General features: G+C 66.4%; 21 protein-coding genes and 2 tRNA genes. 4 read left to right on the plus strand and 19 right to left on the minus strand.

The window, feature by feature from the left end:
- Window positions 1–18 precede the first annotated feature (18 nt).
- Window positions 19–969 (minus strand): thiamine-phosphate kinase, encoded by a 951-nt coding sequence (gene thiL, locus U7114_RS02890; RefSeq protein ID WP_323056682.1) that lies wholly within the window; start codon window positions 967–969, stop codon window positions 19–21.
- Between the two features lie 229 nt (window positions 970–1198).
- Here thiL and U7114_RS02895 point away from each other — a divergent pair, with 229 nt between their 5' ends.
- Window positions 1199–1702, plus strand: a complete 504-nt coding sequence (locus tag U7114_RS02895) for a DUF3515 domain-containing protein (RefSeq protein ID WP_321213809.1) — start codon at window positions 1199–1201, stop codon at window positions 1700–1702.
- Between the two features lie 17 nt (window positions 1703–1719).
- Here U7114_RS02895 and U7114_RS02900 read toward each other — a convergent pair whose 3' ends face one another.
- The 6 genes from U7114_RS02900 to leuC all read right to left on the minus strand — a co-directional run bounded on the left by U7114_RS02900 (window position 1720) and on the right by leuC (window position 8243).
- Window positions 1720–2868 carry a D-alanine--D-alanine ligase family protein gene (locus tag U7114_RS02900; RefSeq protein WP_323056514.1) on the minus strand — a complete coding sequence of 383 codons (1149 nt, stop codon included), beginning with the start codon at window positions 2866–2868 and terminating at the stop codon, window positions 1720–1722.
- 2 nt (window positions 2869–2870) lie between these two features.
- A complete protein-coding gene (locus U7114_RS02905) occupies window positions 2871–3923 on the minus strand; it encodes an NAD(P)H-dependent glycerol-3-phosphate dehydrogenase (protein WP_323056515.1) in 1053 nt (350 codons plus the stop codon).
- A complete protein-coding gene (locus U7114_RS02910; RefSeq protein ID WP_321213812.1) occupies window positions 3920–4693 on the minus strand; it encodes a lysophospholipid acyltransferase family protein in 774 nt (257 codons plus the stop codon). Before U7114_RS02910 ends, U7114_RS02905 begins: the two co-directional genes overlap by 4 nt.
- Before the next feature lie 9 nt (window positions 4694–4702).
- Window positions 4703–6028: a UDP-N-acetylglucosamine 1-carboxyvinyltransferase gene (murA, locus tag U7114_RS02915; protein WP_157241893.1), complete on the minus strand. Its 1326-nt coding sequence runs from the start codon at window positions 6026–6028 to the stop codon at window positions 4703–4705.
- Window positions 6029–6168: 140 nt separating this feature from the next.
- Window positions 6169–6780, minus strand: coding sequence for a 3-isopropylmalate dehydratase small subunit (gene leuD / locus U7114_RS02920; RefSeq protein ID WP_323056516.1), 612 nt, complete (start codon window positions 6778–6780; stop codon window positions 6169–6171).
- A gap of 8 nt (window positions 6781–6788) precedes the next feature.
- A complete protein-coding gene (leuC, locus tag U7114_RS02925; protein ID WP_157241891.1) occupies window positions 6789–8243 on the minus strand; it encodes a 3-isopropylmalate dehydratase large subunit in 1455 nt (484 codons plus the stop codon).
- A 113-nt stretch (window positions 8244–8356) separates the two neighbouring features.
- On the opposite strand from leuC, the gene U7114_RS02930 reads away from it, so the two are divergent.
- Together U7114_RS02930 and U7114_RS02935 are read left to right on the plus strand one after the other, a co-directional pair.
- On the plus strand, window positions 8357–9076 hold the full coding sequence (locus tag U7114_RS02930; RefSeq protein ID WP_009356552.1) for an IclR family transcriptional regulator: 720 nt from the start codon (window positions 8357–8359) through the stop codon (window positions 9074–9076).
- Between the two features lie 55 nt (window positions 9077–9131).
- Window positions 9132–9683, plus strand: a complete 552-nt coding sequence (locus U7114_RS02935) for a DUF1697 domain-containing protein (protein WP_157241890.1) — start codon at window positions 9132–9134, stop codon at window positions 9681–9683.
- A 24-nt stretch (window positions 9684–9707) separates the two neighbouring features.
- On the opposite strand, the gene U7114_RS02940 is transcribed toward U7114_RS02935, so the two are convergent.
- From U7114_RS02940 to U7114_RS02960, 5 genes are all read right to left on the minus strand, one after another.
- Window positions 9708–11324: a GTPase gene (locus tag U7114_RS02940; RefSeq protein ID WP_323056517.1), complete on the minus strand. Its 1617-nt coding sequence runs from the start codon at window positions 11322–11324 to the stop codon at window positions 9708–9710.
- The gene (locus U7114_RS02945; protein ID WP_416235539.1) at window positions 11321–13114 is read right to left on the minus strand and encodes a dynamin family protein; all 1794 of its coding nucleotides are present in this window, start codon (window positions 13112–13114) and stop codon (window positions 11321–11323) included. The genes U7114_RS02940 and U7114_RS02945 overlap by 4 nt, the downstream gene beginning before the upstream one ends.
- Window positions 13115–13121: 7 nt before the next feature.
- Entirely contained in the window at window positions 13122–14210 is a 1089-nt protein-coding gene (locus U7114_RS02950) for an acyltransferase (RefSeq protein ID WP_323056518.1), read from the minus strand.
- Between the two features lie 87 nt (window positions 14211–14297).
- Window positions 14298–14373, minus strand: a tRNA-Glu gene (locus U7114_RS02955).
- Window positions 14374–14510: 137 nt separating this feature from the next.
- A tRNA-Gln gene (locus tag U7114_RS02960) sits at window positions 14511–14582 on the minus strand.
- A gap of 160 nt (window positions 14583–14742) precedes the next feature.
- On the opposite strand from U7114_RS02960, the gene U7114_RS02965 reads away from it, so the two are divergent.
- Window positions 14743–15396 carry a hypothetical protein gene (locus U7114_RS02965; protein ID WP_323056519.1) on the plus strand — a complete coding sequence of 218 codons (654 nt, stop codon included), beginning with the start codon at window positions 14743–14745 and terminating at the stop codon, window positions 15394–15396.
- On the opposite strand, the gene U7114_RS02970 is transcribed toward U7114_RS02965, so the two are convergent.
- The 7 genes from U7114_RS02970 to U7114_RS03000 all read right to left on the minus strand — a co-directional run bounded on the left by U7114_RS02970 (window position 15393) and on the right by U7114_RS03000 (window position 22550).
- On the minus strand, window positions 15393–16130 hold the full coding sequence (locus tag U7114_RS02970; protein WP_157241885.1) for an HAD family hydrolase: 738 nt from the start codon (window positions 16128–16130) through the stop codon (window positions 15393–15395). The two genes, U7114_RS02965 and U7114_RS02970, sit on opposite strands and share 4 nt — an antisense overlap.
- Window positions 16130–17644, minus strand: a complete 1515-nt coding sequence (gltX, locus tag U7114_RS02975) for a glutamate--tRNA ligase (RefSeq protein WP_321213816.1) — start codon at window positions 17642–17644, stop codon at window positions 16130–16132. Before gltX ends, U7114_RS02970 begins: the two co-directional genes overlap by 1 nt.
- 50 nt (window positions 17645–17694) lie before the next feature.
- Window positions 17695–18471: a fumarylacetoacetate hydrolase family protein gene (locus U7114_RS02980; protein WP_321213817.1), complete on the minus strand. Its 777-nt coding sequence runs from the start codon at window positions 18469–18471 to the stop codon at window positions 17695–17697.
- A gap of 41 nt (window positions 18472–18512) precedes the next feature.
- The gene (locus U7114_RS02985) at window positions 18513–19313 is read right to left on the minus strand and encodes an MBL fold metallo-hydrolase (protein ID WP_323056520.1); all 801 of its coding nucleotides are present in this window, start codon (window positions 19311–19313) and stop codon (window positions 18513–18515) included.
- Window positions 19314–19395: 82 nt separating this feature from the next.
- Complete coding sequence (locus U7114_RS02990) at window positions 19396–20508, minus strand: branched-chain amino acid aminotransferase (protein ID WP_157241881.1); 1113 nt, start codon at window positions 20506–20508, stop codon at window positions 19396–19398.
- A 104-nt stretch (window positions 20509–20612) separates the two neighbouring features.
- Entirely contained in the window at window positions 20613–21665 is a 1053-nt protein-coding gene (locus U7114_RS02995) for a 3-isopropylmalate dehydrogenase (protein ID WP_323056521.1), read from the minus strand.
- A 141-nt stretch (window positions 21666–21806) separates the two neighbouring features.
- On the minus strand, window positions 21807–22550 hold the full coding sequence (locus tag U7114_RS03000; protein ID WP_323056522.1) for a class F sortase: 744 nt from the start codon (window positions 22548–22550) through the stop codon (window positions 21807–21809).

Below are 22550 nucleotides of genomic sequence, written 5' to 3' on the forward strand. Positions count from 1 at the left end.
TGCGCGTTAGCGGCAACCTTAGTGTGCAAAGTGATCCCATCCCCCGGTGTCCGCGGACCGGCCCGCAATTTTGACGCCCGGGCCTTCATTGATTCCCAGTGCTTGTACTGAGCCTATCGCAGTGAATCCGTGAGGCAGCGGCGAACCAGGAGGGAAGGTGGCAAGCAGTCCGTGGTCCTCCCCGCCGCCGAGGACCCACTCTCCAGGGTCCATGCCCAACAGCTCAGCGGCCGGCCGAAGGGCGTCCGCCAGCCGCTTCAGCGGGCCTGGATTGAGGTCGACGGCGACACGGCTGGCTGTTGCCAGCCTCAGCCCATCGCGCAGCAGCCCGTCTGAGATGTCCAGCATGGCGGTGGCGCCGGCGGCACGCGCGGCGGGCCCTGACGCCAGGGGCGGCCGTGGCCTGCACTGCAGTTCCACCAAGGCGCGTTGACCGTCGCTGAGGGCATCAACAGGCACGTCCGACTCCAACAGTGCGAGGCCTGCGGCAGCATGGCCGGCGGTGCCCGCAAGGGCCAGGACGTCCCCCGGCCTGGCGCCGGACCGGAGGACCGGCGCGCCGGCGTCGAGCGTTCCCAGCACGGCCACCGTGACGGAGATTTCGCGCCCGCGCCCCAGGTCCCCGCCCGCTACCGAGCAGGACGCCGCGCCCAGTTCCCTGATGCCCGCGGTGAGGCCGTCCGCCAGGTCCTCCACCCAGCCCACAGCCGTTTCGGGCGGAAGGGTAAGGCTTACCACCATCGACGTGGCGCGCGCACCCATGGCGTTGATGTCACTCAGGTTCTGCGCCGCAGCTTTCCAGCCGACGTCGAAGCCGGTAGTCCGGTAGCCGTTGGGCCATTGCAGCCTGAAGTCCTGGTCCTGGACCTGGGTGTCGATGCTGATGACGGTCCTGCCGTCAGGAGAAGCCACTATGGCGGCGTCGTCCCCCGGGCCGAGCAACGTAGCGTCGCTGTGCGCGCCGTCCATGGCCAGGCGCGGAAAGATCCGGGCCAGCAGCCCGGCCTCGGAGAGCGCAGAGACGGTCAGGGCGGAGACGGTCTGCGGCTCCCCGACGGCGGCAGCGCCTTCAGGCTGGGGCCGCCCGTGGTGGGTGATGGGATTCTCAGGCACTCCACTACGCTATCGCGGTACTCCGACATTGCCGGCCCACGGTGCCGCGTCAGGGCGGAGCCCACCGCGGCGATAGGCTGGAGACATGCACCGTCCCCAGCTTTCCCTGCCCGCCCGCGTTGCCAGGCTGGCACTGATTGGGAGCCTTGCGGCCGTTTCTTTAACCTCGTGCTCGCCTGCCGTGGATGTTCCGGCGGCCAAGGACGCGGCCAACCCGGCGTGCGCGCCCATGATGGTGGGCCTGCCTGATGCCATCGGCGAGTACGCGCTGCGAAAGACAAACAGCCAGGCCACGGCCGCGTGGGGCGATCCGTCCCTGGTGATCCTGCGCTGCGGCGTGAATGTGCCCGGGCCCACAACGGACCGCTGCGTGACCGTGAACGGGATCGACTGGGTCATCAAGGAAGGGGATCCGGTGTGGACCCTGACAACCTACGGCCGCGAACCGGCAACGGAGATCCTCCTGGACCCTGACAAAATCAGTTCAGCCACTGTCCTTGCCGACCTTGCGGCAGCGGCCGGCAAGGTGCCGGCCGCCAGGAGCTGCGTGGGGCAGGAGGATCTCCAGAACCTGCCGCCGAGCCAGTAGGCGGTGGCGGCTGACTCTTAGCGCAGCCCGGTTTTGCGGTTCAGCGCGAGGTAGATCAGTTCGTCGATGAGGTCGGCGTAACCCAGGCCGGAAGCCGCCCACATCTGCGGATACATGCTCTTGGGCGTGAAGCCGGGCATGGTGTTGATTTCGTTGATGATGAGGTCCCCGGCGGGCGTGTAGAAGAAGTCCACCCGGCTCAGGCCCTCGGCCCCCACGGCGTCGAACGCCGCCGCGGCAAGCTCCCGGACCCGGGCTATGGCTTCCTCGGGGATGTCGGCAGGGCAGCTGAGGGAGGCGGCGTCGTCCTCCACATACTTGGCGTTGAAGTCGTAGAACTCGTGGGTTCCGCCTGCCACGGAAATTTCACCGGGCATTGAGGTGCGTGGCGCGTCGGTGCCCCTGCCTTCGAGGACCGCACATTCGATCTCCCGGCCGGTGATGCCGGCCTCGATCACCAGTTTCAGGTCGTGCCGCCGGGCTTCCTCGATGGCTGCATCGAGGAGTTCCAGGGAATCCACCTTGGAGATACCCATGGATGATCCTGCCCGCGCTGGCTTGACGAAGACGGGAAATCCCAGCCGGTCCACCTGCTTGCGCACTGACTCCGGGTCCTTGCGCCACTGCCTGTCCGTCACCGCGACATACGGACCGACCTGCAGCCCGGCAGCCTCGAACACCACCTTCATGAAGTGCTTGTCCATGCCCACGGCCGAGGCAAGGACGCCGGCGCCGACATAGCGGGTATCCGAGAGTTCCAGGAGCCCCTGGATGGTTCCGTCCTCCCCGAACGGGCCGTGGAGAAGCGGGAAAACCACGTCCACCGTGCCGAGCTCCTGGGGTACCTCGTTCGGGGCCGTGACGATCAGCTGGTGCTCGCCCCCGATCTCGGCAAGGGTCACGGTCTGCGGCGAAGGCGCCACCTCAGGGAGGGATGTTCCCGCGAGGGACCACTGGGCCGTATCGGCTGACGCGAGGACCCATTGCCCGGTTTTGGCGATGCCAATGGGAATTACTTCGTACTTGTCCTGGTTGATCGCGCCGAGGACACCGGCCGCTGTCACGCAGCTCACGGCGTGCTCGCTCGAGCGGCCGCCGAAAAGGACCGCCACCCGGGGTTTGGCCCTGCGCGCGGGCTCCCCTGCAGCCAGGTTTTCATGGGACATCGTCAGTATTCGCCTTCAGGTTTCAGTTCCCGGGACAGCAGGACGGGCCCCAGTTGGTCAACGGACAGCTTGCCGGCCAGCACGGCAACGACGGCGGCTGTAATGGGCATCTCCACGCCCAGCTTGCCTGCCAGCTCGTGGACCGCCTGGCCCGATTTTATGCCTTCGGCGGTCTGTGTCATCTTCTGGCCCACTTCCTCAAGCGTGAGGCCCTGCCCCAGGAGCCGCCCGGCGGTGTGGTTGCGTGACAGCGGGGAGGAGCAGGTGGCCACAAGGTCGCCCAGGCCTGCGAGGCCTGCCATCGTCTTGGCTTCTCCGCCAAGGGCAAGGGCCAGGCGGGACGTTTCCGCGAGTCCGCGGGTGATGACGGACGCCTTGGTGTTGTCCCCCATCTGCCTGCCCTCGCAAATGCCGACGGCCAGGGCAATAACGTTCTTGACGATCCCGCCGATCTCCACGCCCACGACGTCGGCGGTGGTGTACGGCCGGAAGTAGGGGGCCGTGCAGCTCCTGGCGATCCAGCCTGCGGCGGCGGAGTCGGTGCAGGCAACCACAGAGGCAGTGGGTTCTTCGCGGGCGATTTCCATGGCCAGGTTGGGGCCGGACACAATGGCTATGCGCTCGGCGGGCAAGCCCAGTTCCTCGCTGATGACCTCGCTCATCCTGGCGTCCGTACCGAGCTCCAGGCCCTTCATCAGCGAGACAACCATGGCGTCCGGAGCGATCAGGCTTTTCCACTCCCGCAGCTGCGGCCGGAGCGACTGCGCCGGGACCGCGATGACCACAAGGTCAGCGCCCTCCAGGACAGCGGCGACGTCTGTTGACGCGGAGATGCTCTCCGGCAGCGGGATGTCCTTCAGGTACTGCTCGTTGCGGTGGTCCGCATTAATCCGGTCCACCACTTCAGCACGCCTGCCCCACAGCCTGATGCTGCGCGGCTCGCCCGCAGCAGCCGCGGCGTCAGCGAGGATTTTCGCAAAGGTTGTTCCCCAGGAGCCGGCGCCGAGAACAGCAACGGAGCGGGCCGAGCCCGTCTGCCTTCCCCCAGGGGTCACGGAGCTTCCGTTCCGGTACCGGTCTGCTGCTGCCCGCGCTCCACGAACCTGCCGTGCCGGGCCTGCTGCTTCTTGGCCGGATCCCACCGCTCAGCCGGAGGCTCTTCTCCCCTGATTTCGGCCAGGAGTCCAGTGATCGCATCCATGATCGCGTCGGTGGCCCCGGCAAGGGTTGCCTTGTCCAGCGGACGGCCGCTGAAGGCGCTGAGGTCAACGGGCTCGCCCACCACTACGGTCGACTTCTTGCGCGGGAACAGGTGGAACCGCTTGCCGTAACGGGGGAAAACTTCGTGGGCGCCCCAATGGGCAATCGGAACCACCGGAATGCCGCCCTCCAGGGCAAGCCGCGCAGCACCCGTGTGGCCTTTCATGGGCCACAGCGCCGGATCACGCGTCAGGGTGCCTTCGGGGTAGATGATGATGGCCCCGCCTTCGGCAACGATCTCCTGCGCGAGCTGCAGGGAGCGGTTCGCCCCCGCGGACGAACGTTCCACCGGGATCTGCTTTGTTGCCCGCAGGACCCAGCCCAGCACCGGAACCTTGAAGAGCCCTGACTTGGCAAGGAAGTGCGGGGCAATCTTGTGGTTGTAGAGGAGGTGGCCGACGATCAGGGGATCGATCTCGGTGCAGTGGTTGGGCGCGGCGATAAAACCGCCCGCAGGCAGCTTTTCCGTGCCCTCCCACTTCTTGTCCATCATGAGGTTGAACAGGGGGCGGACTATGCCGGCGACCACAGCGAGCGTGGCGCGGCTCTTGGCCGGTTCCTTCACGGCTGCCTGCTACTTCTCTGTGGTGATGTCGAAGTCGGCGCCAAGGCCGGCCAGCTTTTCAGTGAAGCGCTCGTAGCCGCGGTTGATGATGTCGATCCCCGTGACGCGGGAGGTGCCGGTGGCCGCGAGGGCGGCAATCAGGTGGCTGAAGCCGCCGCGCAGGTCCGGAACATCGATGTCGGTGCCCTTGAGCTGGGTGGGTCCGGAGATCACCGCGGAATGCAGGAAGTTGCGCTGGCCAAAACGGCACGGCACGCTGCCCAGGCACTCTCGGTGCACCTGGATGCTGGCGCCCATCCGGATGAGCGCGTCCGTGAAGCCGAAGCGGTTCTCGTAGACCGTCTCGTGGACGATGGACACGCCTTCGGCCTGGGTCAGGGCCACCACCAGCGGCTGCTGCCAGTCCGTCATGAAGCCGGGGTGCACGTCAGTCTCCAGCACCAGCGGATTGAGCTTCCCGCCGCGGTGGTAGAAACGGATGCCGTCTTCACCGATGTCCATGCCGCCGCCCACCTTGCGGTAGGTGTTCAGGAAGGTCATCATGTCCCGCTGGGAGGCGCCTTCAACGAAGATGTCACCCTTGGTCACCAGTGCCGCAGAAGCCCACGACGCCGATTCGTTGCGGTCCGAAAGCGCCCGGTGGTTGTAGCCGCCGAGGTCGCGGACGCCCTCGATGCGGATGGTGCGGTCAGTCTGGACGCTGATGATGGCGCCCATCTTCTGCAGCACGGCGATGAGGTCGATGATTTCCGGCTCTGTTGCAGCGCCGGACAGCTCGGTGATGCCCTCGGCGCGCGTGGCGCTCAGCAGCACCTGCTCGGTGGCGCCCACGGAAGGGTAGGGCAGGGAGATCTTGGCGCCGTGCAGGCCCTTGGGGGCTGAGATGTGGATGCCGCCGGGCCGCTTCTCCACCACGGCACCGAACTGGCGCAGGACGTCCAGGTGGTAGTCAATGGGCCGGTCGCCGATCTTGCAGCCGCCGAGGTCGGGGATGAACGCCTCGCCGATCGCGTGGATCAGCGGCCCGCAAAGCAGGATGGGGATCCGGGAGTCGCCCGCGTGGGCGTCGATGGCGGTGCTGGACGCCGTCTTGGCGGCCTTGGGGTCCAGCGTGAGGTCGCCGGTCACCGGGTCCTTCACCACGGTCACGCCATGGAGCTGCAGGAGGGAGGTGACGACCTCCACGTCCTTGATCTCCGGCACGTTCCGCAACACCGACGGTTCGTTGCCCAGCAACGCTGCCACCATCGCCTTGGGAACAAGGTTCTTTGCTCCCCGGACGCTGACGCGGCCTGTAAGCGGGACTCCGCCGCGGATTGTCAGAACACTACTCATATACCGGTTTCCTTACGATCACTCGCCCCCAAATCCTTGCAAAGGCTCCAACCAAGCATAGGAGGTTGCGTTACCTAACCGAAATACGCGGGCGACGGCGGCAGGGCGTGGCGTGCCGCCGTCGGCCCTGCGCGGCTGCTTCAGCCGTTGGAGGAAAGGCGTGCCGGCAGGGTTTTCGGCTTGAACGAAGGACGGGTCGCCTCGTAGGCCGTGATGTCCGCCTCATGCTGCAGGGTCAGCCCGATGTCGTCCAGGCCCTCGAGCAGGCGCCAGCGCGTGTAGTCGTCAATCTCGAAGGGCGCAACGATGTTTCCGCACACCACGGTCTTGGACACCAGGTCCACCGTGACTTCGGTCCCCGGAGCGTTCTCCAGTTCCTTCCAGATCAGCTCGATGTCATCCTGGGAGAGCTCGGCGGCCAGCAGGCCCTGCTTGCCGGAATTCCCACGGAAGATGTCGGCGAAGCGGGAAGAGAGGACGGACTTGAAGCCGTAGTCCTTCAGCGCCCAGACGGCGTGCTCGCGGGACGATCCTGTTCCGAAGTCCGGGCCTGCGACCAGGACGGAGCCGGCGTTGAACGGCTCATTGTTCAGGATGAAGGACGGGTCCTTGCGCCACGCCGAGAACAGCGCGTCCTCGAAGCCGGTCCGGGTAATCCGCTTGAGGTAGACGGCGGGGATGATCTGGTCCGTGTCCACGTTGCTCTGCCGCAGCGGGACGCCGATTCCGGTATGGGTGGTGAACTTTTCCATGGCGTGTCCTAGGCTGCGTCGGTGCGGATGGCGGCGGATTCGGGAGCCGGATCGAGGTCCGACGGCGAACTCAGCGTGCCGCGGATGGCAGTGGCTGCGGCAACCACCGGGGAGACCAGGTGGGTGCGGCCGCCTTTGCCCTGGCGCCCTTCGAAGTTGCGGTTGGAGGTGGACGCGCAGCGCTCCCCCACGTCCAGCTGGTCCGGGTTCATGCCGAGGCACATGGAGCAGCCGGCAAAGCGCCATTCAGCGCCGAAATCCTTGAACACGCGGTCCAGGCCTTCGGCCTCCGCTTCCAGCCGCACGCGTGCCGACCCCGGCACCACGAGCATGCGGATATTGGGATCCTTCCGGCGCCCGCGGATGATGTCCGCCGCTGCACGCAGGTCCTCCATCCGGGAGTTGGTGCAGGAACCCAGGAACACGGTGTCCACCCGGATGTCCTTCATCGGCGTGCCGGCCTTGAGGCCCATGTACTGCAGTGCCCGCTCGGCCGCTGCCTTGGCGTTCTCGTCACCGAAATCCTCCGGAGACGGGACGGACTCGGACAGGGAGACGCCCTGGCCAGGGTTGGTGCCCCAGGTGACGAACGGCTCCAGGGTGTCGGCGTCCAGGTCCACCTGGGCATCGAAGACGGCGTCGTCGTCGGTCCGCAGGGTGTTCCAGTACTCGACGGCGGCATCCCAGTCCGCGCCTTCCGGCGCGTGCGGGCGGCCCTTCATGTAGTCGTAGGTGGTCTGGTCCGGCGCAACGAGGCCGGCCCTGGCACCCGCTTCGATGGACATGTTGCAGATGGTCATGCGCGCGTCCATGGACAGCGCCCGGATGGCGGAGCCGCGGTATTCCAGGACGTAGCCCTGGCCGCCGCCGGTGCCGATCTTGGCGATCACGGCCAGGATGATGTCCTTCGCCGTCACGCCGGGACGCAGCGTTCCCTCGACATTGATGGCCATCGTCTTGAACGGCTTCAGGGAGAGGGTCTGGGTGGCCATGACGTGCTCCACCTCGGAAGTGCCGATGCCCATGGCCAGCGCACCGAAGGCACCGTGGGTGGAGGTGTGCGAGTCACCGCAGACAACGGTCATGCCCGGCTGGGTGAGGCCCAGCTGCGGGCCCACGACGTGGACGATGCCCTGCTCGGCGTCACCGAGGCTGTGCAGCCGCACGCCGAACTCTGCGCAGTTGTTGCGCAGCGTCTGGATCTGGGTGCGGCTGGTCAGGTCGGCGATAGGCTTGTCGATGTCCAGCGTGGGAGTGTTGTGGTCCTCCGTCGCGATGGTCAGGTCCGGCCGGCGCAGCTTGCGGCCGGCCAGCCGCAGGCCTTCGAATGCCTGCGGAGACGTGACCTCGTGGACCAGGTGGAGGTCGATGAAGAGAAGGTCGGGCTGGGCGTTGGCTCCATCACCATCACCTTTGCGCACCACGTGTGCGTCCCAGACTTTCTCGGCCAATGTCTTTGCCATGGCCATCTCCCTTCACTGCTGTTTGGCTGATGAGATCAACTGAATCAGGACGGCTCCGCACTGCGCCAGCCGAAAGATTTGCATCTCAGATATTGAGACGGCAATATCATTACATGGACAATTCTAGTGGAGTCGGTGTCATTGATAAAGCGGCCCAGGTGCTTGATGCACTGGAAGCCGGCCCCACCACCCTCGCGCAGCTCGTGGCGGCCACCGGCCTGGCCCGCCCCACTGTGCACCGGCTTGCCCTCGCCTTGGTGCACCACCGGCTGGTAAGCCGTGATATCCAAGGCCGGTTCGTCCTGGGGAGCCGGCTGGTTGAACTGGCCTCCGCCGCGGGCGAGGACCGCTTGATCGCCTCCGCCGGGCCCGTCCTGATGCAGCTGCGCGACGCCACCGGCGAAAGCGCCCAGATTTTCCGCCGCCAGGGTGACTGGCGGGTATGCGTGGCGTCGGCCGAACGGCCCATCGGCCTTCGTGACACCATTCCCGTAGGCACGCAGCTGTCCATGAAGGCAGGATCAGCCGCCCAGGTGCTGCTCGCCTGGGAGGACCACGACCGCCTGCTCGAGGGGCTTCAGTCAGCCCGCTTTACGCCTACCGTCCTGGCTGGTGTACGACGGCGGGGCTGGGGCCAGAGCCTCGGCGAACGCGAGCCCGGGGTGGCCTCAGTTTCGGCGCCGGTGCGCGGGCCGTCCGGCCGGGTGATCGCGGCAGTTTCCATTTCCGGACCCATCGAGCGGCTCACCCGCCAGCCCGGCAGGCTGCATGCGGAAGTGGTCTGCAATGCCGGCCGCATCCTCACCGAGGCCCTGCGGAAGAACAACGACTGACGCGCTGACACCAACCGGCGGCCCGTACCGGCGCCGCCGGGCTAGGATTTTCGGCATGGGCAGCTACGCAGTGTTTCTTCGCGGCATCAACGTGGGCGGCATCAACATCAAGATGGCTGATCTGCGGGAGGCGCTCAAGGCCGCAGGCTTTGCTGACGCCCGCACCCTGCTTGCCAGCGGAAATGTGGTCCTGGCCAGCCCCCTGGACGCGGACGCCGTCAAACGCGAATGCGAAAAATGCCTGCGGGACACGTTCGGCTATGACGCCTGGGTGGTTGTCCTCGAGTCAGCCCGGCTGTCGGACCTCGTGGCCGCCTGCCCCTACCCCGAGGACGACAAAACCACCCACAGCTACATCACGCTCTCCTCGGACACGGGTGTCCTCGATGAACTCGATGCGGCAGGGGCGGCGCTGGAGGGAAACGAACAGGAGAGGCTGGGTCCGGAGGCCCTCGCCTGGCTGGCACCGGCCGGCGGAACGCTGGACAGCCCCTTCAGCAAGATTTCCGCGAAAGCCAAATTCAAAGCCGCGACCACTACGCGCAACCTGCGCACCCTGCTCAAGGTAAGGGACGCCGCCGCCGAACTCGCGGCGAGCGGGGCTTAGCCCGCCTGCCCGGCCGCGCAGGCCCTATCCGGCCGCAGCCGTCCGGAGCGCGGAGTTAAAGCCGGCCAGCCGGCTGACCTCCACCTCCACGGGTTCCACGACGAGTTCCTGCGCCACCGCGGCCACGGCGGCATTCAACCGCTTCCGTGCCCTCGCCGCCCGTGCATTGGCCGCGGCGGCTGCAATAAAGCGGCCCGTGATGGCAAGGAAGATCCCCAAGGCCACCCCAAAAGCGATCATCAGCGTGGGCACAGGCCATCCTTCGACCCGGGGCACCTCCGGCACGGGCATCTGGAAGTATCCCAGTGCCGCCAGGACACCTAGCCAGCCCAAGCCACCCAGCACAGTCAGCAGGGCCAGCCACTGCACCACGTTGAAGACTCCCCACCACCAGGATTTACGGTTCGCGGCGAGGTCCGTTCCGACGATGGCCTGGTCCAGGGCATCAGGCAACCGCTCCCTGCCTTCACGGGCGGCCCCCCGGATGGCTGCACGCCAGGGGCCGGGGGCACCGGCACTGGCGGCGTCGGCGAACTCCCGCACCGCTGCGTCCGTGCGCGCCCGTTCCGGCGCCCCTGCCGGCGGCAGCGACGTCCGGTTCAACTCCGACGGCGCCGCGCTGCGCAGGTTGAGCCGGCGCAGCGGATCCGCACGGAACCTGGACAGCCACCGGGTCACCGGCCACCCCGTGCGCTTCACTGACTCCAGCCGGTAGGACTGCGCCACCGCCTGCACCACCACCGGCACGTTCGCTGCGATGGCCAGCTCATCAGCCAGGCGTGTCCTGGCTGCAGGCCGGACACCGGCAGCAGTCCCCTCGCCCGACACGGCACCAAGGTCGGCCGACGCCTTTGAGATATCCGCTGCAAGCCGCTGGGCCTGGGCTTTCCGCTTGACCGCAACACCACGGATGGCCGCACGGACCTGGTCCACCCCGGCCCCCGTCAAGGCGGAGGCCGCAAGCACCTGGACCTTGCCAAGTCCGTCCCGGGCAAGGATGGAGCGCAGGGATTCCAGGACGGGCTGCACATCGCGCTCCGGCAGCCGGTCCACCTGGTTGAGGACCACCAGGGTCACGGCTCCGTGGGAGGCCAGGCGGGACAGGAAGTCGTTGTGCACGGCAGCGTCCGCGTACTTCTGGGGGTCAAGGACCCACACCAGCACGTCCACCAGCCCCACCATCCGCTGCACCACTTCGCGGTTGGACGCCTTGGTGGAGTCAAAGTCCGGCAGGTCCAGCAGGATCAGGCCGGTGCCTTCGTCCGCGAACCCATCGACGGCGGCGGCGTGATGGCGGTTGCGGACTTCGAGCCAGTCGAGCAGCGGCTCGCTGCCTTCCGCCCCCCACACCCCTGCCAAAGGTTCCGATGTGGTGGGACGGCGGGCTGCCGCCGTCGCAATTTCCGCGCCGCTGACCGCGTTGAAGAGGGAGGACTTTCCGCTTCCTGTGGCGCCAAAGAAGCCCACCACGGTGTGGTCGGCGGAGAGGGAGCGCCGTGAACTTGCGCGTTCCAGGACGCTAAAGACCTCCTGCAGGGACTCATCCGGAAGGACTCCTTCGCCAAGTTCCCGGGCATCGTTGAGGGCTGAGAGCCGCCGGTCAAGCCGGGACGACTCGCGGGTATCGCTGTGGCGGCTCATGCCTTGTCCGCCAGCCGGAGCAGTGATGCGGCGTGGGCGGCGAGGGCTTCGGGCGCGCTTCCGTCGTATTCCGGCAGCCGGGCGAGGAACCTGCGTCTCTCCTCCTGCAGCAGCCGCTGGCAGCGGGCGTGCAGGTCCTTGCGCGCTTGTTCGGCCATCCGTCTGACGGCGTCCTCGCCGAAAACCGCTTCGAGCAGCCGCTGGCCCACGACGGCGGTGCCTCCTGCTACGCCCACCTCCAGTCCGGTGAGTCCCGCCGTCATCGAAAACACCACGATCATCAGCGCGGCGCCCAGCCCGTTGATGCCGAAGGACAGCCAGCGCGCCTGGGTCCGCTTGCCCTGGCCCTCGGTGCGGATCAGTTCCATCAGTGCTTCCTGCCACGCCCGGATCTCGGCGGCGGCGCGGTCCTCGAAGCCCGGCGTCGTGCCGGAGAGATCATCAGTCCCCAGCAGCTGCCGGCCGGCGGGGTCGTTGCGCCAGTGCTGGTCCGTGTCCTCGGCGGCGTTGGCTGCTTCGTCAACGATGACAGCCTGCAGGCCTGTCTCGATGGCTGCTTCCACCCTTACCGCGGGCGCCGGTTCACCCCGGAAGAAGGCACCCACGCGGTCACGGAAGCGGCCCACATTCTGTTCGAGGGCCCGGAAAAATTCTCCCGTGCCCACGAAGTCCTGCCAGCGGGCCAGCACTTCGCCCCTCAGGAGCGCGCCATCCCTTGTCGCGTCCAGGATGCGGTCCGCAGCGGCCTCATAGGCGGAGACGGCGGCGCCCTCCAGGTTCGCGGCCGCATGCTGCTGCTCCCGTGCTGCCTGCGCAACGGCAGAGACACGCTCCGCCATCGCCCTGACGGTTCCGTTCAGCGTGCGGCGGGCAATGTCGGACCGGCCGGCGGCGTCAGCGGCCAGCCCTGCCAGCCAGGTCCGCAGCGGCTGGACCGCCCCGGCGGGGAGCATGCCCATGGGATCCAGGCTGGTTTCAGGTATCACGAACATCTGCGCCGCCCCCAGGCCTTCGCGGTCCAGCAGGCCGCGCAGGTCCTCGCTGACTTCTGCCTCCGCCGCCGGAGGGACCCTGTCCAGGACCACCCCCACCATGATGTCCCGCGAGGCTGCATTCAGGAGCAGTTTCCATGGAACGGCGTCGGCATAACGGTTGGCGGTGGTGACGAAGACCCACAGGTCGGCGGCGGCCAGCAGCTGGGCTGCCAGCTTGCGGTTGTCATCCGAGATGGAATCCACATCGGGGGCGTCGAGGACAGCGATTCCTGCGGGCACCCCGGGGTCCGACACGAGGACGAGGGATGACATTGCAGCGGCGTCCGGAACCGCTCCTGCCCGGTTGGCAGGCACGGGACTGCTGACGATGGAACCGCGGATCCTGTTCAAGCTCGGCAGCACGCGCTGGCCCTCGAACCAGGCCGCCTCCGACGGGTGGTGCAGGAGGATGGGCTGGCGGGTAGTGGGGCGGATGGCGCCTGCACGGGTTACCGGGTGGCCTACGATCCCGTTCACGAGTGTCGACTTGCCGGCTCCGGTTGAACCTCCGACGACGGCCAGGAGCGGAGCGTCAAGGCTGCGGTACCGCGGGAGGATGTAGTCATCGAGCTGGGCCACGGCGCTGGCGGCCTCGCGGCGCGCCTGCTCAGCATCCGGCAGGGCAAGAGGCAGCTCCGCCGCCGCAAGATCATTGCGCACCTCTTCGAGCAGCGTTAAGGCCGCAGAGGCAGCAGCACTGCCGGAAGGTTTGCGCTGCGGATCCTGCGGGGCATCCTGCTCGTTCCGGGAGGTCACAGCAACATCATGCCAGTTCCCGAACTGTTCGCCGTACGCCCTGCGCGCGGTGCCATAGCTGGGCCGGCTTCTCCACGTAGCGGCAGGACAGCCACGCAACTGGTGCTACCAGCAGTAACGAGGCAGCCGCAAACACCAAAGGAGGCACAACGGAGTGTAGCCCGAGGGCGGCAAGGAACTGCTGCGCAGGCCAACCATAGATATAGATACCAAACGAAACGTCATAGCGGGACCCCACTCCGAAGAGGGGAAGATACAGTGACCCCAGGATGAGGAAAAGACTCAGGGGAAGGTGTACCAAGGATGACGCGAAGCCGAAGGATGACACCAGGACCACCAGGCCGGCGGCAAGCACGAGGGTTGTAGGGTTCGCGGGAATGACATCCTGGAAAAGGTAGATCAACGCTCCTGCGAGAAACGACAAGACAGGTATAAGCGGCCAGTCGTTACGCACGGGCGCGGCGATCCAACCGGCGTCGACGGCCACGGCAGCGGCTGAAGCGACGCTGAAGAGAGTCAGCAGCGCGAGGCGTACTAAGTCGGGCCGGAAAAGCCGGAACACTATTCCGATCAGGATGTAACAGGCGATCTCCCAGAACAGCGTCCACAGTGGGCCGTTCCACAATCGGGGGTCTGGCAGGCCTTCAAGCGACCCGGGAATGCCCCCGACTGCGATAAAGGGGGTGCCGGCGGACAGATTGGTGACAAAGTAGACCGCAGCACCGGAAAGCGAGTAATGCCGGCCCGTCGAGGCGGCCGTAACAGGGGCAACCACAAAAGCTACAGCGGTCACGCAAGCAGCAAGGCCGGGGAAGATCCGCAGAAACCTGGCTAGGCAGTAACTGCTGGCTGAACTCGCCCGTGTCCTGCTTCGCGTTATCAGGTATCCAGAAATCCCGAAGAAGCCCAGCACCGCCCAACTGCCGAGCTTTACACTCCCCGGACTGGGCTCGGGCCCATAGCCTCCCAGCCACCAGGAGTGGGACAGGATGACAGCCGAGGCCAATACCAGCCGGATGGCGTTCAAAGAGTTCTTGCTTCCGGCAAACCGGCTTCCCAGCACAGATTCCCCCAAATGGCTTCGATTTGGGTTCAAGGTATGGCAGCTTCCCCAAGAAACATGTCAGGTTTGCCGAAGCTTTAAAGAAAGATGGCCCCGGGCGTTTGCCCGGGACCATTTCGGTGGTGACCCCAGCGGGATTCGAACCCGCGTTACCGCCGTGAGAGGGCGGCGTACTAGGCCGCTATACGATGGGGCCGTGTACATTTCCGTACTTTTGCCAGCGTTTCCGCTGATCAAGCTCAGTGATTCTTTCACACACTTTGCTTTGGTTTCAAATCGGCGGACCGGCTGAAACCGTCTGTTTCGAGCTTCGGACTGCTGCTCAAACCAGAGCTGGGATACCAGGACTCGAACCTAGAATGACGGTACCAGAAACCGTAGTGTTGCCAATTACACCATATCCCAATGATACTTTCGGGCCGGATTTCAGGGGCTTTACCCTGCTCCGTGCGCCTCAGCACGAGAAATTACTTTACCTGAGACTCTTGGCTCGCACAAATCGGCGCGGGTGATGCTGGCCACGACAGCCTTGCATAGTGAATGGACGGACGGAAGGGGCGACGCAATGGCTTGGAGGGCGCGGACAGTCATCGGTTTGCTCGGTGCGGCCGGGGTCGCGGCGTGGGCTCGGGCCTGGCGCCCCCGGCACTTGACGTGGGGCGCAACCCCTGATGAGGTGGCCCGGGCGTTGCCGGGTGATGACCTGGTGCGGTCTCCGACTTTCAACGCCACCCGTGCCATCTCAGTCGGAGCTCCACCCGAACGGATCTGGCCCTGGCTTGTCCAGGTCGGGGTGCGGCGGGCCGGGTGGTACAGCTATGACCTGCTGGACAACCTCGGACGTCCCAGCGCCAGGCAGATCCGCCCCGAATGGCAGGCCCTGGAACCGGGCGACACACTGCCGATGAGTCCGGACGGCAAGCACGGTATCAACGTCTACTCAATGGACTACCCGCGCTCCATGGTCTGGGGAACCCCGGGTGACACCACATGGGTTTGGCAGCTTGACCCGCAACCGGACGGAACCACCCGGCTCCTCACCCGGATCCGCTCCCGCATCCGGTGGTCGCCGGCATCCATTGCGTTCTCGGCACTGCTGGAGGTTGCCGACTTCTGGATGATCCGCAAAATGCTGGCCGGCCTGCGTGAACGGGCCGAGCAGAGCGGAACTTCCCCGGGCGGGGAGGACGGCCGGACCCCTGCCCGGAGCGCTTCCTAGCCGACCAGCTCTGCCAGCGAGGACACGGCGTTGCCTTCAAACTCCGCCACCGGCTCCCCCACCCTGTTGAGCCAAACGCCGACCAGCCCCGCCGCCGTCGAGCCCTCCGCGTCCAGGAGCCGGTTGTCGCCCACATAGAGCGTGTCGGCCGGTGCGGTACCCAGCAGCCGGACACCTTCCAGGTAGATGGCCGGATCGGGCTTCGCCACGCCCAGCGTGTCCGTCCCCACCAGCCGCCGGACGCGTTCCAGTCCGGCTCCGTCCAGCTTGGCGCGCTGGTAATCATGCACGTTGTTGCTGACCGCCCCGTAAGGGATGCCTGCCTGGTCCAGGACGTCCAGCAGCGGCATGACATCCGGAAAGGGCTTTACATAGGCGGGCTGCTTTTCAATGTAGGCCGCCAGCCACTGGTGGGACTGCTCGCCCTCGTCCAACTCGACGCCGAAGTGGCCCAGGGCGGCACGGCCGCGCAGCAGCCGCTGCTCGTTGAACGTGAGTTCACCAGCCAGGTAGCGGTCGTAATAGTGGGTGGTTTCGTGCGTAAAGATACGGCCGAACCTTTCCCACCCGGCCTGGTCCAGTCCGGGCAGGAGGTGTTCGCTGACTTCCCGCAGCGCGGTTGTCATCGAGAACTCGAGGTCCACCAGTGTGTCGTCGATGTCGAACAGGATCCCCCGCACCGCCCCGAAGGGCGTGTCCAGGAAACTGGTGGAGGCAGCGGTGGGAGCTGACATCAGCCGCGGAAGGCCCGGAGCCTGCGGAGTGAGGATTCCCGGCCGAGGATCACCATGGACTCGAAGAGCGGCGGCGAGATGCGGCGGCCGGAAACAGCCGTACGCACCGGTCCGAAGGCGAGCCGGGGCTTGAGGCCCAGCTCCTCAACCAGGGTCCTTTTCAGGGCAGCCTGGATTTCTTCCGCCGTCCACTCCTGCACGCCGTCCAGGGCGGCGATTGCCGCATCGAGGACCTCCCCAAGGTTCTCCGGAAGTCCCTTCCGGGCGTCGTCCGCCACATCGATGGCGTCGTCATCCTTGAACAGGAATCCGAGCATCTCGGGCGCCTCGCCCAGGAGCGTGATGCGCTCCTGGATCAGCGGCGCGGCCTCGGTGAGGATTTCCTCCTGCCGCGCCGTGAGCTGCTCCCCCACGTAGCCCGCGGTGCGCAGGTACGGCACCAGCCGCTCCCGGAAGTCCTCCGGCGCGAGCATCCGGATGTGGGTCCCGTTGATGGCTTCGGCCTTCTTGATGTCAAAGCGCGCAGGGTTGGCCAGAACGTCGTGGACATCAAAGTTTTCGATCAGCTGGTCCACGGTGAAGATGTCCTCGTCCGCGGACAGGCTCCAGCCCAGCAGGGACAGGTAATTCAGGAGGCCCTCGGGAATGAAGCCGCGGTCGCGCAGCAGGAAGAGGTTGGACTGCGGATCACGCTTGGACAGCTTTTTGTTGCCTTCGCCCATCACGTAGGGCAGGTGGCCGAACTCCGGCATGTAGCTGGCAACACCGATTTCCATCAGGGCGCGGATGAGGACAACCTGGCGCGGTGTGGAGGACAGCAGGTCCTCGCCGCGCAGTACGTGGGTAATGCCCATGAGGGCGTCGTCCACGGGGTTTACCAGGGTGTACAGGGGGGACCCGTCCGCACGCACGATGACGTAATCCGGGATACTGCCGGCTTTGAAGGTGATCTCGCCGCGGACCAGGTCGGTGAACGTGACGTCTTCATCGGGCATCCGGACCCGGAGCACCGGCTGCCGGCCTTCGGACCTGAAGGCGGCCACCTGATCTTCGGTCAGCTCGCGGTCAAAGTTGTCGTAGCCCAGCTTGGGGTCACGGCCGGCCGCGCGGTGGCGCGCCTCGACCTCCTCGGGGGACGAGTAGCACTCATAGGCGTAGCCGGCCTCGATCAGCTTGGCCACGACGTCTTTGTAAAGGTCCAGCCGCTGCGACTGCCGGTACGGTTCGTGGGGCCCGCCCACTTCCACGCCCTCTTCCCAGGTGATGCCGAGCCACTTCAATGCTTCCAGCAGCTGCTGGTAGCTCTCCTCCGAGTCGCGTGCAGCGTCCGTGTCCTCGATGCGGAAGACGAAGGTGCCCTTGGTGTGCTTGGCATGGGCCCAGTTGAACAGTGCCGTGCGGATCAGCCCCACGTGCGGGGTGCCCGTGGGTGACGGGCAGAACCGGACCCGTACGGGAGTGTCGGCAGAAACGGAGGGCAAGGAGGCAGCAGTCGACGCGGAAGCAGTAGTCATAGTGGCTCCAACTTTACCGTCTGCCGCCAGGGGTGAAGGCGGGCCTGGCGTCAGCGGCGCACGATGGGGTTGGACAGGCGGCCGATGCCCTCAATCTCCACTTCGAAGCGGTCCCCCGCGTTGACGAGTCCTACGCCGGCCGGAGTCCCCGTCATGATGACGTCGCCGGGCAGGAGGGTGAAAGCCTGGGACACAATGGAGACCAGCTCGCGCACTCCCCTGACCATCTGGCTGGTGCTGCCGTCCTGCCGCAGCTCCCCGTTCAGCCTGCCCTGGATCTGCAGGTCCTCGGTATCCAGCTCTGTCTCGATCCACGGGCCCAGCGGCGCGGAGGTGTCAAAGCCCTTGGCCCGGGTCCACTGCAGGTCGGTTTTCTGGACGTCCCGGGCAGTGAGGTCGTTGCCGCACGTGTAGCCGAAGATGACGTCGTCCACGCGGTCCTCAGGGACGTCCTTGCAGATCCTACCGATGACCACGCAGAGCTCAGCTTCGAAGGAGACTTCCTCGGAGAACTCCGGCAGCACTACAGGATCGTTGGGGCCCACCACGGCGGTGTTGGGCTTCAGGAACAGGAGGGGCTGGGCCGGGACTTCGTTGCCGAGTTCATGCGCGTGCTCCACGAAGTTTCGTCCCACGCCGATGACCTTGCTGCGGGGAATGATCGGGGCCAGCAGCCGGACGTCCTCCAGCTTGTGGCGGACGGAGGTGCGCTCCACCCCGTTGAAGAACGGGTCTCCGTGGATGACAGTGATTTCCTCACTGCCCGTGTCACCTTCGACAACGCCGTAGAGGGGATCAGAATCAACGACAAACCTGGCAATACGCATGGCTCCTACCCTACCGTCTCGCCACCCCGCGCCTGCCAGCGCTACGTCTGGGCCGCAGTGCCCCGGAGGTAGTGGAGCTGCGCCGCCACGGAAGTTTCAGCGGCCCGCCGCACGGAAGGGTCGACGTCGGAATACACTGCGCCGGCGACGTCCCGGGCGGTTGCGTCCCGGCCCAGGGTGTCCAGCGCAGCGCGGACCTGTTCCAGCCGCTCGAGGCGGTGGCTGCGGTAGGCGCGCGCAATTTCCGCCAGCGACGGAAGAACGGGACCATGGGCGGGAAGCACTGTGGCGGGACCAATCGCTTCCAGCCGGTCAAGGGAGGCAAGGTAGTCCGCGAGGGTTCCGTCAGGGTAGTCGATCATTGTGGTGCCGCGGCCCAGGATGGTGTCCCCGGTCAGGACCGAGCCGTGGGCACCGTCGCCGGGGAGGTGGAAGCAGACGGAATCGGAAGTGTGGCCGGGAGTGGCCACCACCCGGATGTCCACGCCCGCGGCGGAAAGAACTTCGCCATCCTGCAAAGGAGTGCCGCTCCCGTGGCAGTGGACGGCGTCGGCGGCACGCACGGGGGCGCCGGTCAAGCCATGGAGCCGGGCGGAACCTGCTGTGTGGTCCGCGTGGCGGTGGGTGATGAGGATGAGGTCCACGGGGCCTGCCGCTGCCAGGGCCTCCAGGTGGGCCTCGTCGAACGGACCGGGATCCACCACCACAGCGCCGGGGTTACCGGGTGCGTGCAGGACGTAGGAGTTGGTCCCCGCCAGGCTCATGGGTCCTGGATTGGGCGCCAGGAGACACCGGGTCAGGGCCGAGCTGCGCTGCAGGACGGGGCCGGAAGCTGAAGTCACCACACCATCCTTGCAGACGCGAAAGGCGCCTGCCGGAGCAAAGTCCGGCAGGCGCCGTCGTACGCGTCTGGAAAGTGGGCGCCTAGGCCAGGCGGGTCAGCCAGCCGTGGGTGTCCGGGACAGTTCCGGTCTGGATGCCGAGCAGCTGCTCGCGGATGGCCATGGTGGTCTCCCCCGCCTTGGCGTCCTCGGAGCCGATGAACTCGGTGGCGTCCTTGAGGACTCCGATCGGGGTGATGACGGCTGCGGTACCGCAGGCGAAGACCTCGGCAATCTCGCCGGAAGCAACGCCGTCGCGCCATTCGTCAAGGGTGATCTTGCGCTCGGTGACCTGGCGGCCCATGTCCTTGGCCACCTGGATGACGGACATCCTGGTGATGCCTTCCAGGATGGTGCCGGTCAGCGCGGGGGTGACCAGCGAGCCGTCCTTCATCACGAAGAAGACGTTCATGCCGCCCAGTTCCTCGACTGCATTGTCGTTGAAATGGTCGAGGAAGAGGACCTGCTTGCAGCCGTTGGCTTCTGCTTCCTGCTGGGCAATCAGCGACGCGGCGTAGTTGCCGCCGCATTTGGCATCGCCCGTTCCGCCGCGGCCGGCACGGGCGTATTCACGGGAGATCCAGATGGATACGGGCTTCAGCTCACCGCCGAAATAGTTGCCGGCCGGTGAGGCGATCACCCGGAAGGAAACTTCGCGTGCGGCGCGCACACCCAGGAAGGCCTCGGTGGCGATCATGAACGGCCGCAGGTAGAGGGCCTCGCCGTCGCCGCCGGGAACCCAGTCCCTGTCCACGTTCACCAGGGCTCGGATCGCTCCGAGGAAGTATTCAGCCGGCAGCTCGGGAAGGGCAAGCCTGCGGGCTGACTTGTTCAGGCGGGCCGCGTTTGCTTCGGGACGGAAGGACCAGATGGAGCCGTCGGCATGGCGGTAGGCCTTGAGGCCTTCGAAAATCTCCTGGCCGTAGTGCAGCACGGCGGCAGAGGGATCCAGGACGATGGGACCGTACGGTTCAATCCTGGCGTTGTGCCAGCCGCCGTGGCCGTTCTCGTCCACGCTGTAGTCCACCACGGCGGTGTGGTCGGTGAAGTGGTTGCCGAATCCCGGGTTGGCCAGGATGGCTGCACGCTCTTCAGCAGACTTCGGGTTGGCCGAAAGCTGCTGGCTGAATTCGACGCCATGGGCGGTCTGGGTCATGGTTCCTCCACGATCGGCCGCCCCGTGTTCAGCACTGAACGGCGCGGCGGCATTTGGTGATTCGAGACAAGCTTACGCCCGATGCCGGAGCCCCTGGCGCGGTGTCAGAGCCCGGCGGCGATGGCGTCGCCCACGGCACTCGTGGTGCGTGAACCGCCGTCGCGCTTCTCGACGTCGGCAACCACTGCCGCTTCGATCCTGCGGGCCGCTGCGGCGTAGCCGAGGTGGTCCAGCAGGAGCGCAGCGGAGAGGATGGCAGCCGTTGGGTCTGCCTTGCCCTGGCCCGCAATGTCCGGGGCAGACCCGTGCACGGGTTCGAACATGGAGGGGGCCGTGCGGTCCATGTTGATGTTGCCGGATGCCGCCAACCCGATGCCGCCGGTGATCGCGGCGGCCAGGTCGGTGAGGATGTCGCCGAAAAGGTTGTCAGTGACTATCACGTCGAAGCGGGACGGGTCGGTGACCATGAAGATGGTGGCGGCGTCCACGTGGAGGTAGTCGTGGGTGACCTCCGGGAACTCCTGCGCCACCGCCTCAACGGTGCGCTTCCACAGGTGCCCCGCGTAAACCAGGACATTGTGCTTGTGGACCAGGGTGAGGTGCTTGCGCTCCCTGGCGCTGGCCCGGCGGAACGCGTCCCGGACTACCCGTTCCACGCCGTGGGCAGTGTTCAGTGAAACCTCGGTGGCCACCTCGTGGGGCGTGCCCGCACGCAGGGTGCCGCCGTTGCCCACGTAGGGCCCCTCGGTGCCCTCGCGGACCACGATGAAGTCAATGGTGCCCGGGTTGGCGAGCGGGCTTCCCACCGTTCCATAGAGCCGGGACGGCCGCAGGTTGACGTAGTGGTCCAGGCTGAAGCGGAGCTTGAGCAGCATCTCGCGTTCAATAAGTCCCGACGGGATACGCGTGTCTCCCGGGGCGGCGCCCACCGCGCCGAACAGGATGGCATCCCGGGTCCGGAGGTCCGCCAGGACCTCGTCCGGCAGGGTCTCCCCGGTGGCCAGCCAGTGCTCTGCACCGAGCTTGTAGTGGGTCTGCTTGAGCTCCACGCCCTCCGCTGCCACGGCCTTTTCGAGGACCTTAATGGCCTCGGCAATCACCTCGGGGCCAATGCCGTCGCCGGGAATAACTGCAAGATCAATGGAGGATGCGCTCATGGATTCAGGTTAGCCAAAACATCCATATGCTGGTCAAGCCGTCTCAATATTCGAGAAGATGCCGAGGGCCGCCGCAGCGCCGGGCGGCAGGAGGCGCCGGGCGGCAGGAGGCGCCGGGCGGCAGGAGGCGCTGGGCGGCACTCACTGGGCTACCGGGGAGGCACTGACAACGACGTTCGTGCCCCAGAGGTCGTCCGTGTAGCACGAGATGAGGACCAGCCTGTTGGGCGCAACATCCCAGACAGGACTGTCCTTGAGTCCCGATTTTACGTACGTGGTGACAGAGTCCACCTGGTATTCAAGCTCACCCGCGGACGTGGCAACCGTTAGCCTGTCCCCCGCTGCCGCCTTTGAACTGAGCCGGTTGAAGGGCGCCTCAAGGTCCTGCCAGCTGTGGCCCACAACGTAGGTGGTGTTGGTGGAGCCCGCCCCCGGCATTCCGTAGGGGGTCAGCCAGTATCCGTCCATGGTGGGCGGCGGAATTATGGTCTGGGAGGCAACGTCCGAGCTGCTTGGATCGAGCGGATGGATGGGGACGTCGATATCCGCAGCTGGATAGACCAGCCGCTCCGGAGGAGCAGCCGGCGGCCCGGCGGCGGCCGACGGCACTTCCGGGGTGATGGCCGGAACAGGGAAAACTGAAACGGCGCCCGTCTCGGACTGCAGTGGAACGGGCGCTGAGGCCACCGCAGTTGCGCCGCCCGGCGGCGACGTCCGCGCCCCGGGCTCAACCAGCGCAGGGAGAAGGGCCACGGCAAGGAAGCCCACGGCTCCGGCCAGGGCCAGCAGAACAACGGTCCTGAGAGTTGACAGCCCGCGACCGTGGCCGGTTGTCCCGGATGTTGCGTTCTCTCCCGGTACTTCCTCCGGGTCATTACCTGCCAT

The sequence above is a fragment of the Pseudarthrobacter sp. C1 genome, from assembly GCF_034720455.1.
In the GTDB taxonomy this organism is placed as follows: domain Bacteria; phylum Actinomycetota; class Actinomycetes; order Actinomycetales; family Micrococcaceae; genus Arthrobacter.

Bases quoted from the DNA above. Each gene is read 5' to 3' on its own strand.
- thiL (WP_323056682.1), bottom strand. From the start codon at position 969: ATGGACGGCGCGCACAGCGACGCTACGTTGCTCGGCCCGGGGGACGAC.
- U7114_RS02895 (WP_321213809.1), top strand. From the start codon at position 1,199: ATGCACCGTCCCCAGCTTTCCCTGCCCGCCCGCGTTGCCAGGCTGGCA.
- U7114_RS02900 (WP_323056514.1), bottom strand. From the start codon at position 2,868: ATGTCCCATGAAAACCTGGCTGCAGGGGAGCCCGCGCGCAGGGCCAAA.
- murA (WP_157241893.1), bottom strand. From the start codon at position 6,028: ATGAGTAGTGTTCTGACAATCCGCGGCGGAGTCCCGCTTACAGGCCGC.
- leuD (WP_323056516.1), bottom strand. From the start codon at position 6,780: ATGGAAAAGTTCACCACCCATACCGGAATCGGCGTCCCGCTGCGGCAG.
- leuC (WP_157241891.1), bottom strand. From the start codon at position 8,243: ATGGCAAAGACATTGGCCGAGAAAGTCTGGGACGCACACGTGGTGCGC.
- U7114_RS02930 (WP_009356552.1), top strand. From the start codon at position 8,357: ATGGACAATTCTAGTGGAGTCGGTGTCATTGATAAAGCGGCCCAGGTG.
- U7114_RS02935 (WP_157241890.1), top strand. From the start codon at position 9,132: ATGGGCAGCTACGCAGTGTTTCTTCGCGGCATCAACGTGGGCGGCATC.
- U7114_RS02940 (WP_323056517.1), bottom strand. From the start codon at position 11,324: ATGAGCCGCCACAGCGATACCCGCGAGTCGTCCCGGCTTGACCGGCGG.
- U7114_RS02965 (WP_323056519.1), top strand. From the start codon at position 14,743: ATGGCTTGGAGGGCGCGGACAGTCATCGGTTTGCTCGGTGCGGCCGGG.
- U7114_RS02970 (WP_157241885.1), bottom strand. From the start codon at position 16,130: ATGTCAGCTCCCACCGCTGCCTCCACCAGTTTCCTGGACACGCCCTTC.
- gltX (WP_321213816.1), bottom strand. From the start codon at position 17,644: ATGACTACTGCTTCCGCGTCGACTGCTGCCTCCTTGCCCTCCGTTTCT.
- U7114_RS02980 (WP_321213817.1), bottom strand. From the start codon at position 18,471: ATGCGTATTGCCAGGTTTGTCGTTGATTCTGATCCCCTCTACGGCGTT.
- U7114_RS02990 (WP_157241881.1), bottom strand. From the start codon at position 20,508: ATGACCCAGACCGCCCATGGCGTCGAATTCAGCCAGCAGCTTTCGGCC.
- U7114_RS02995 (WP_323056521.1), bottom strand. From the start codon at position 21,665: ATGAGCGCATCCTCCATTGATCTTGCAGTTATTCCCGGCGACGGCATT.
- U7114_RS03000 (WP_323056522.1), bottom strand. From the start codon at position 22,550: ATGGCAGGTAATGACCCGGAGGAAGTACCGGGAGAGAACGCAACATCC.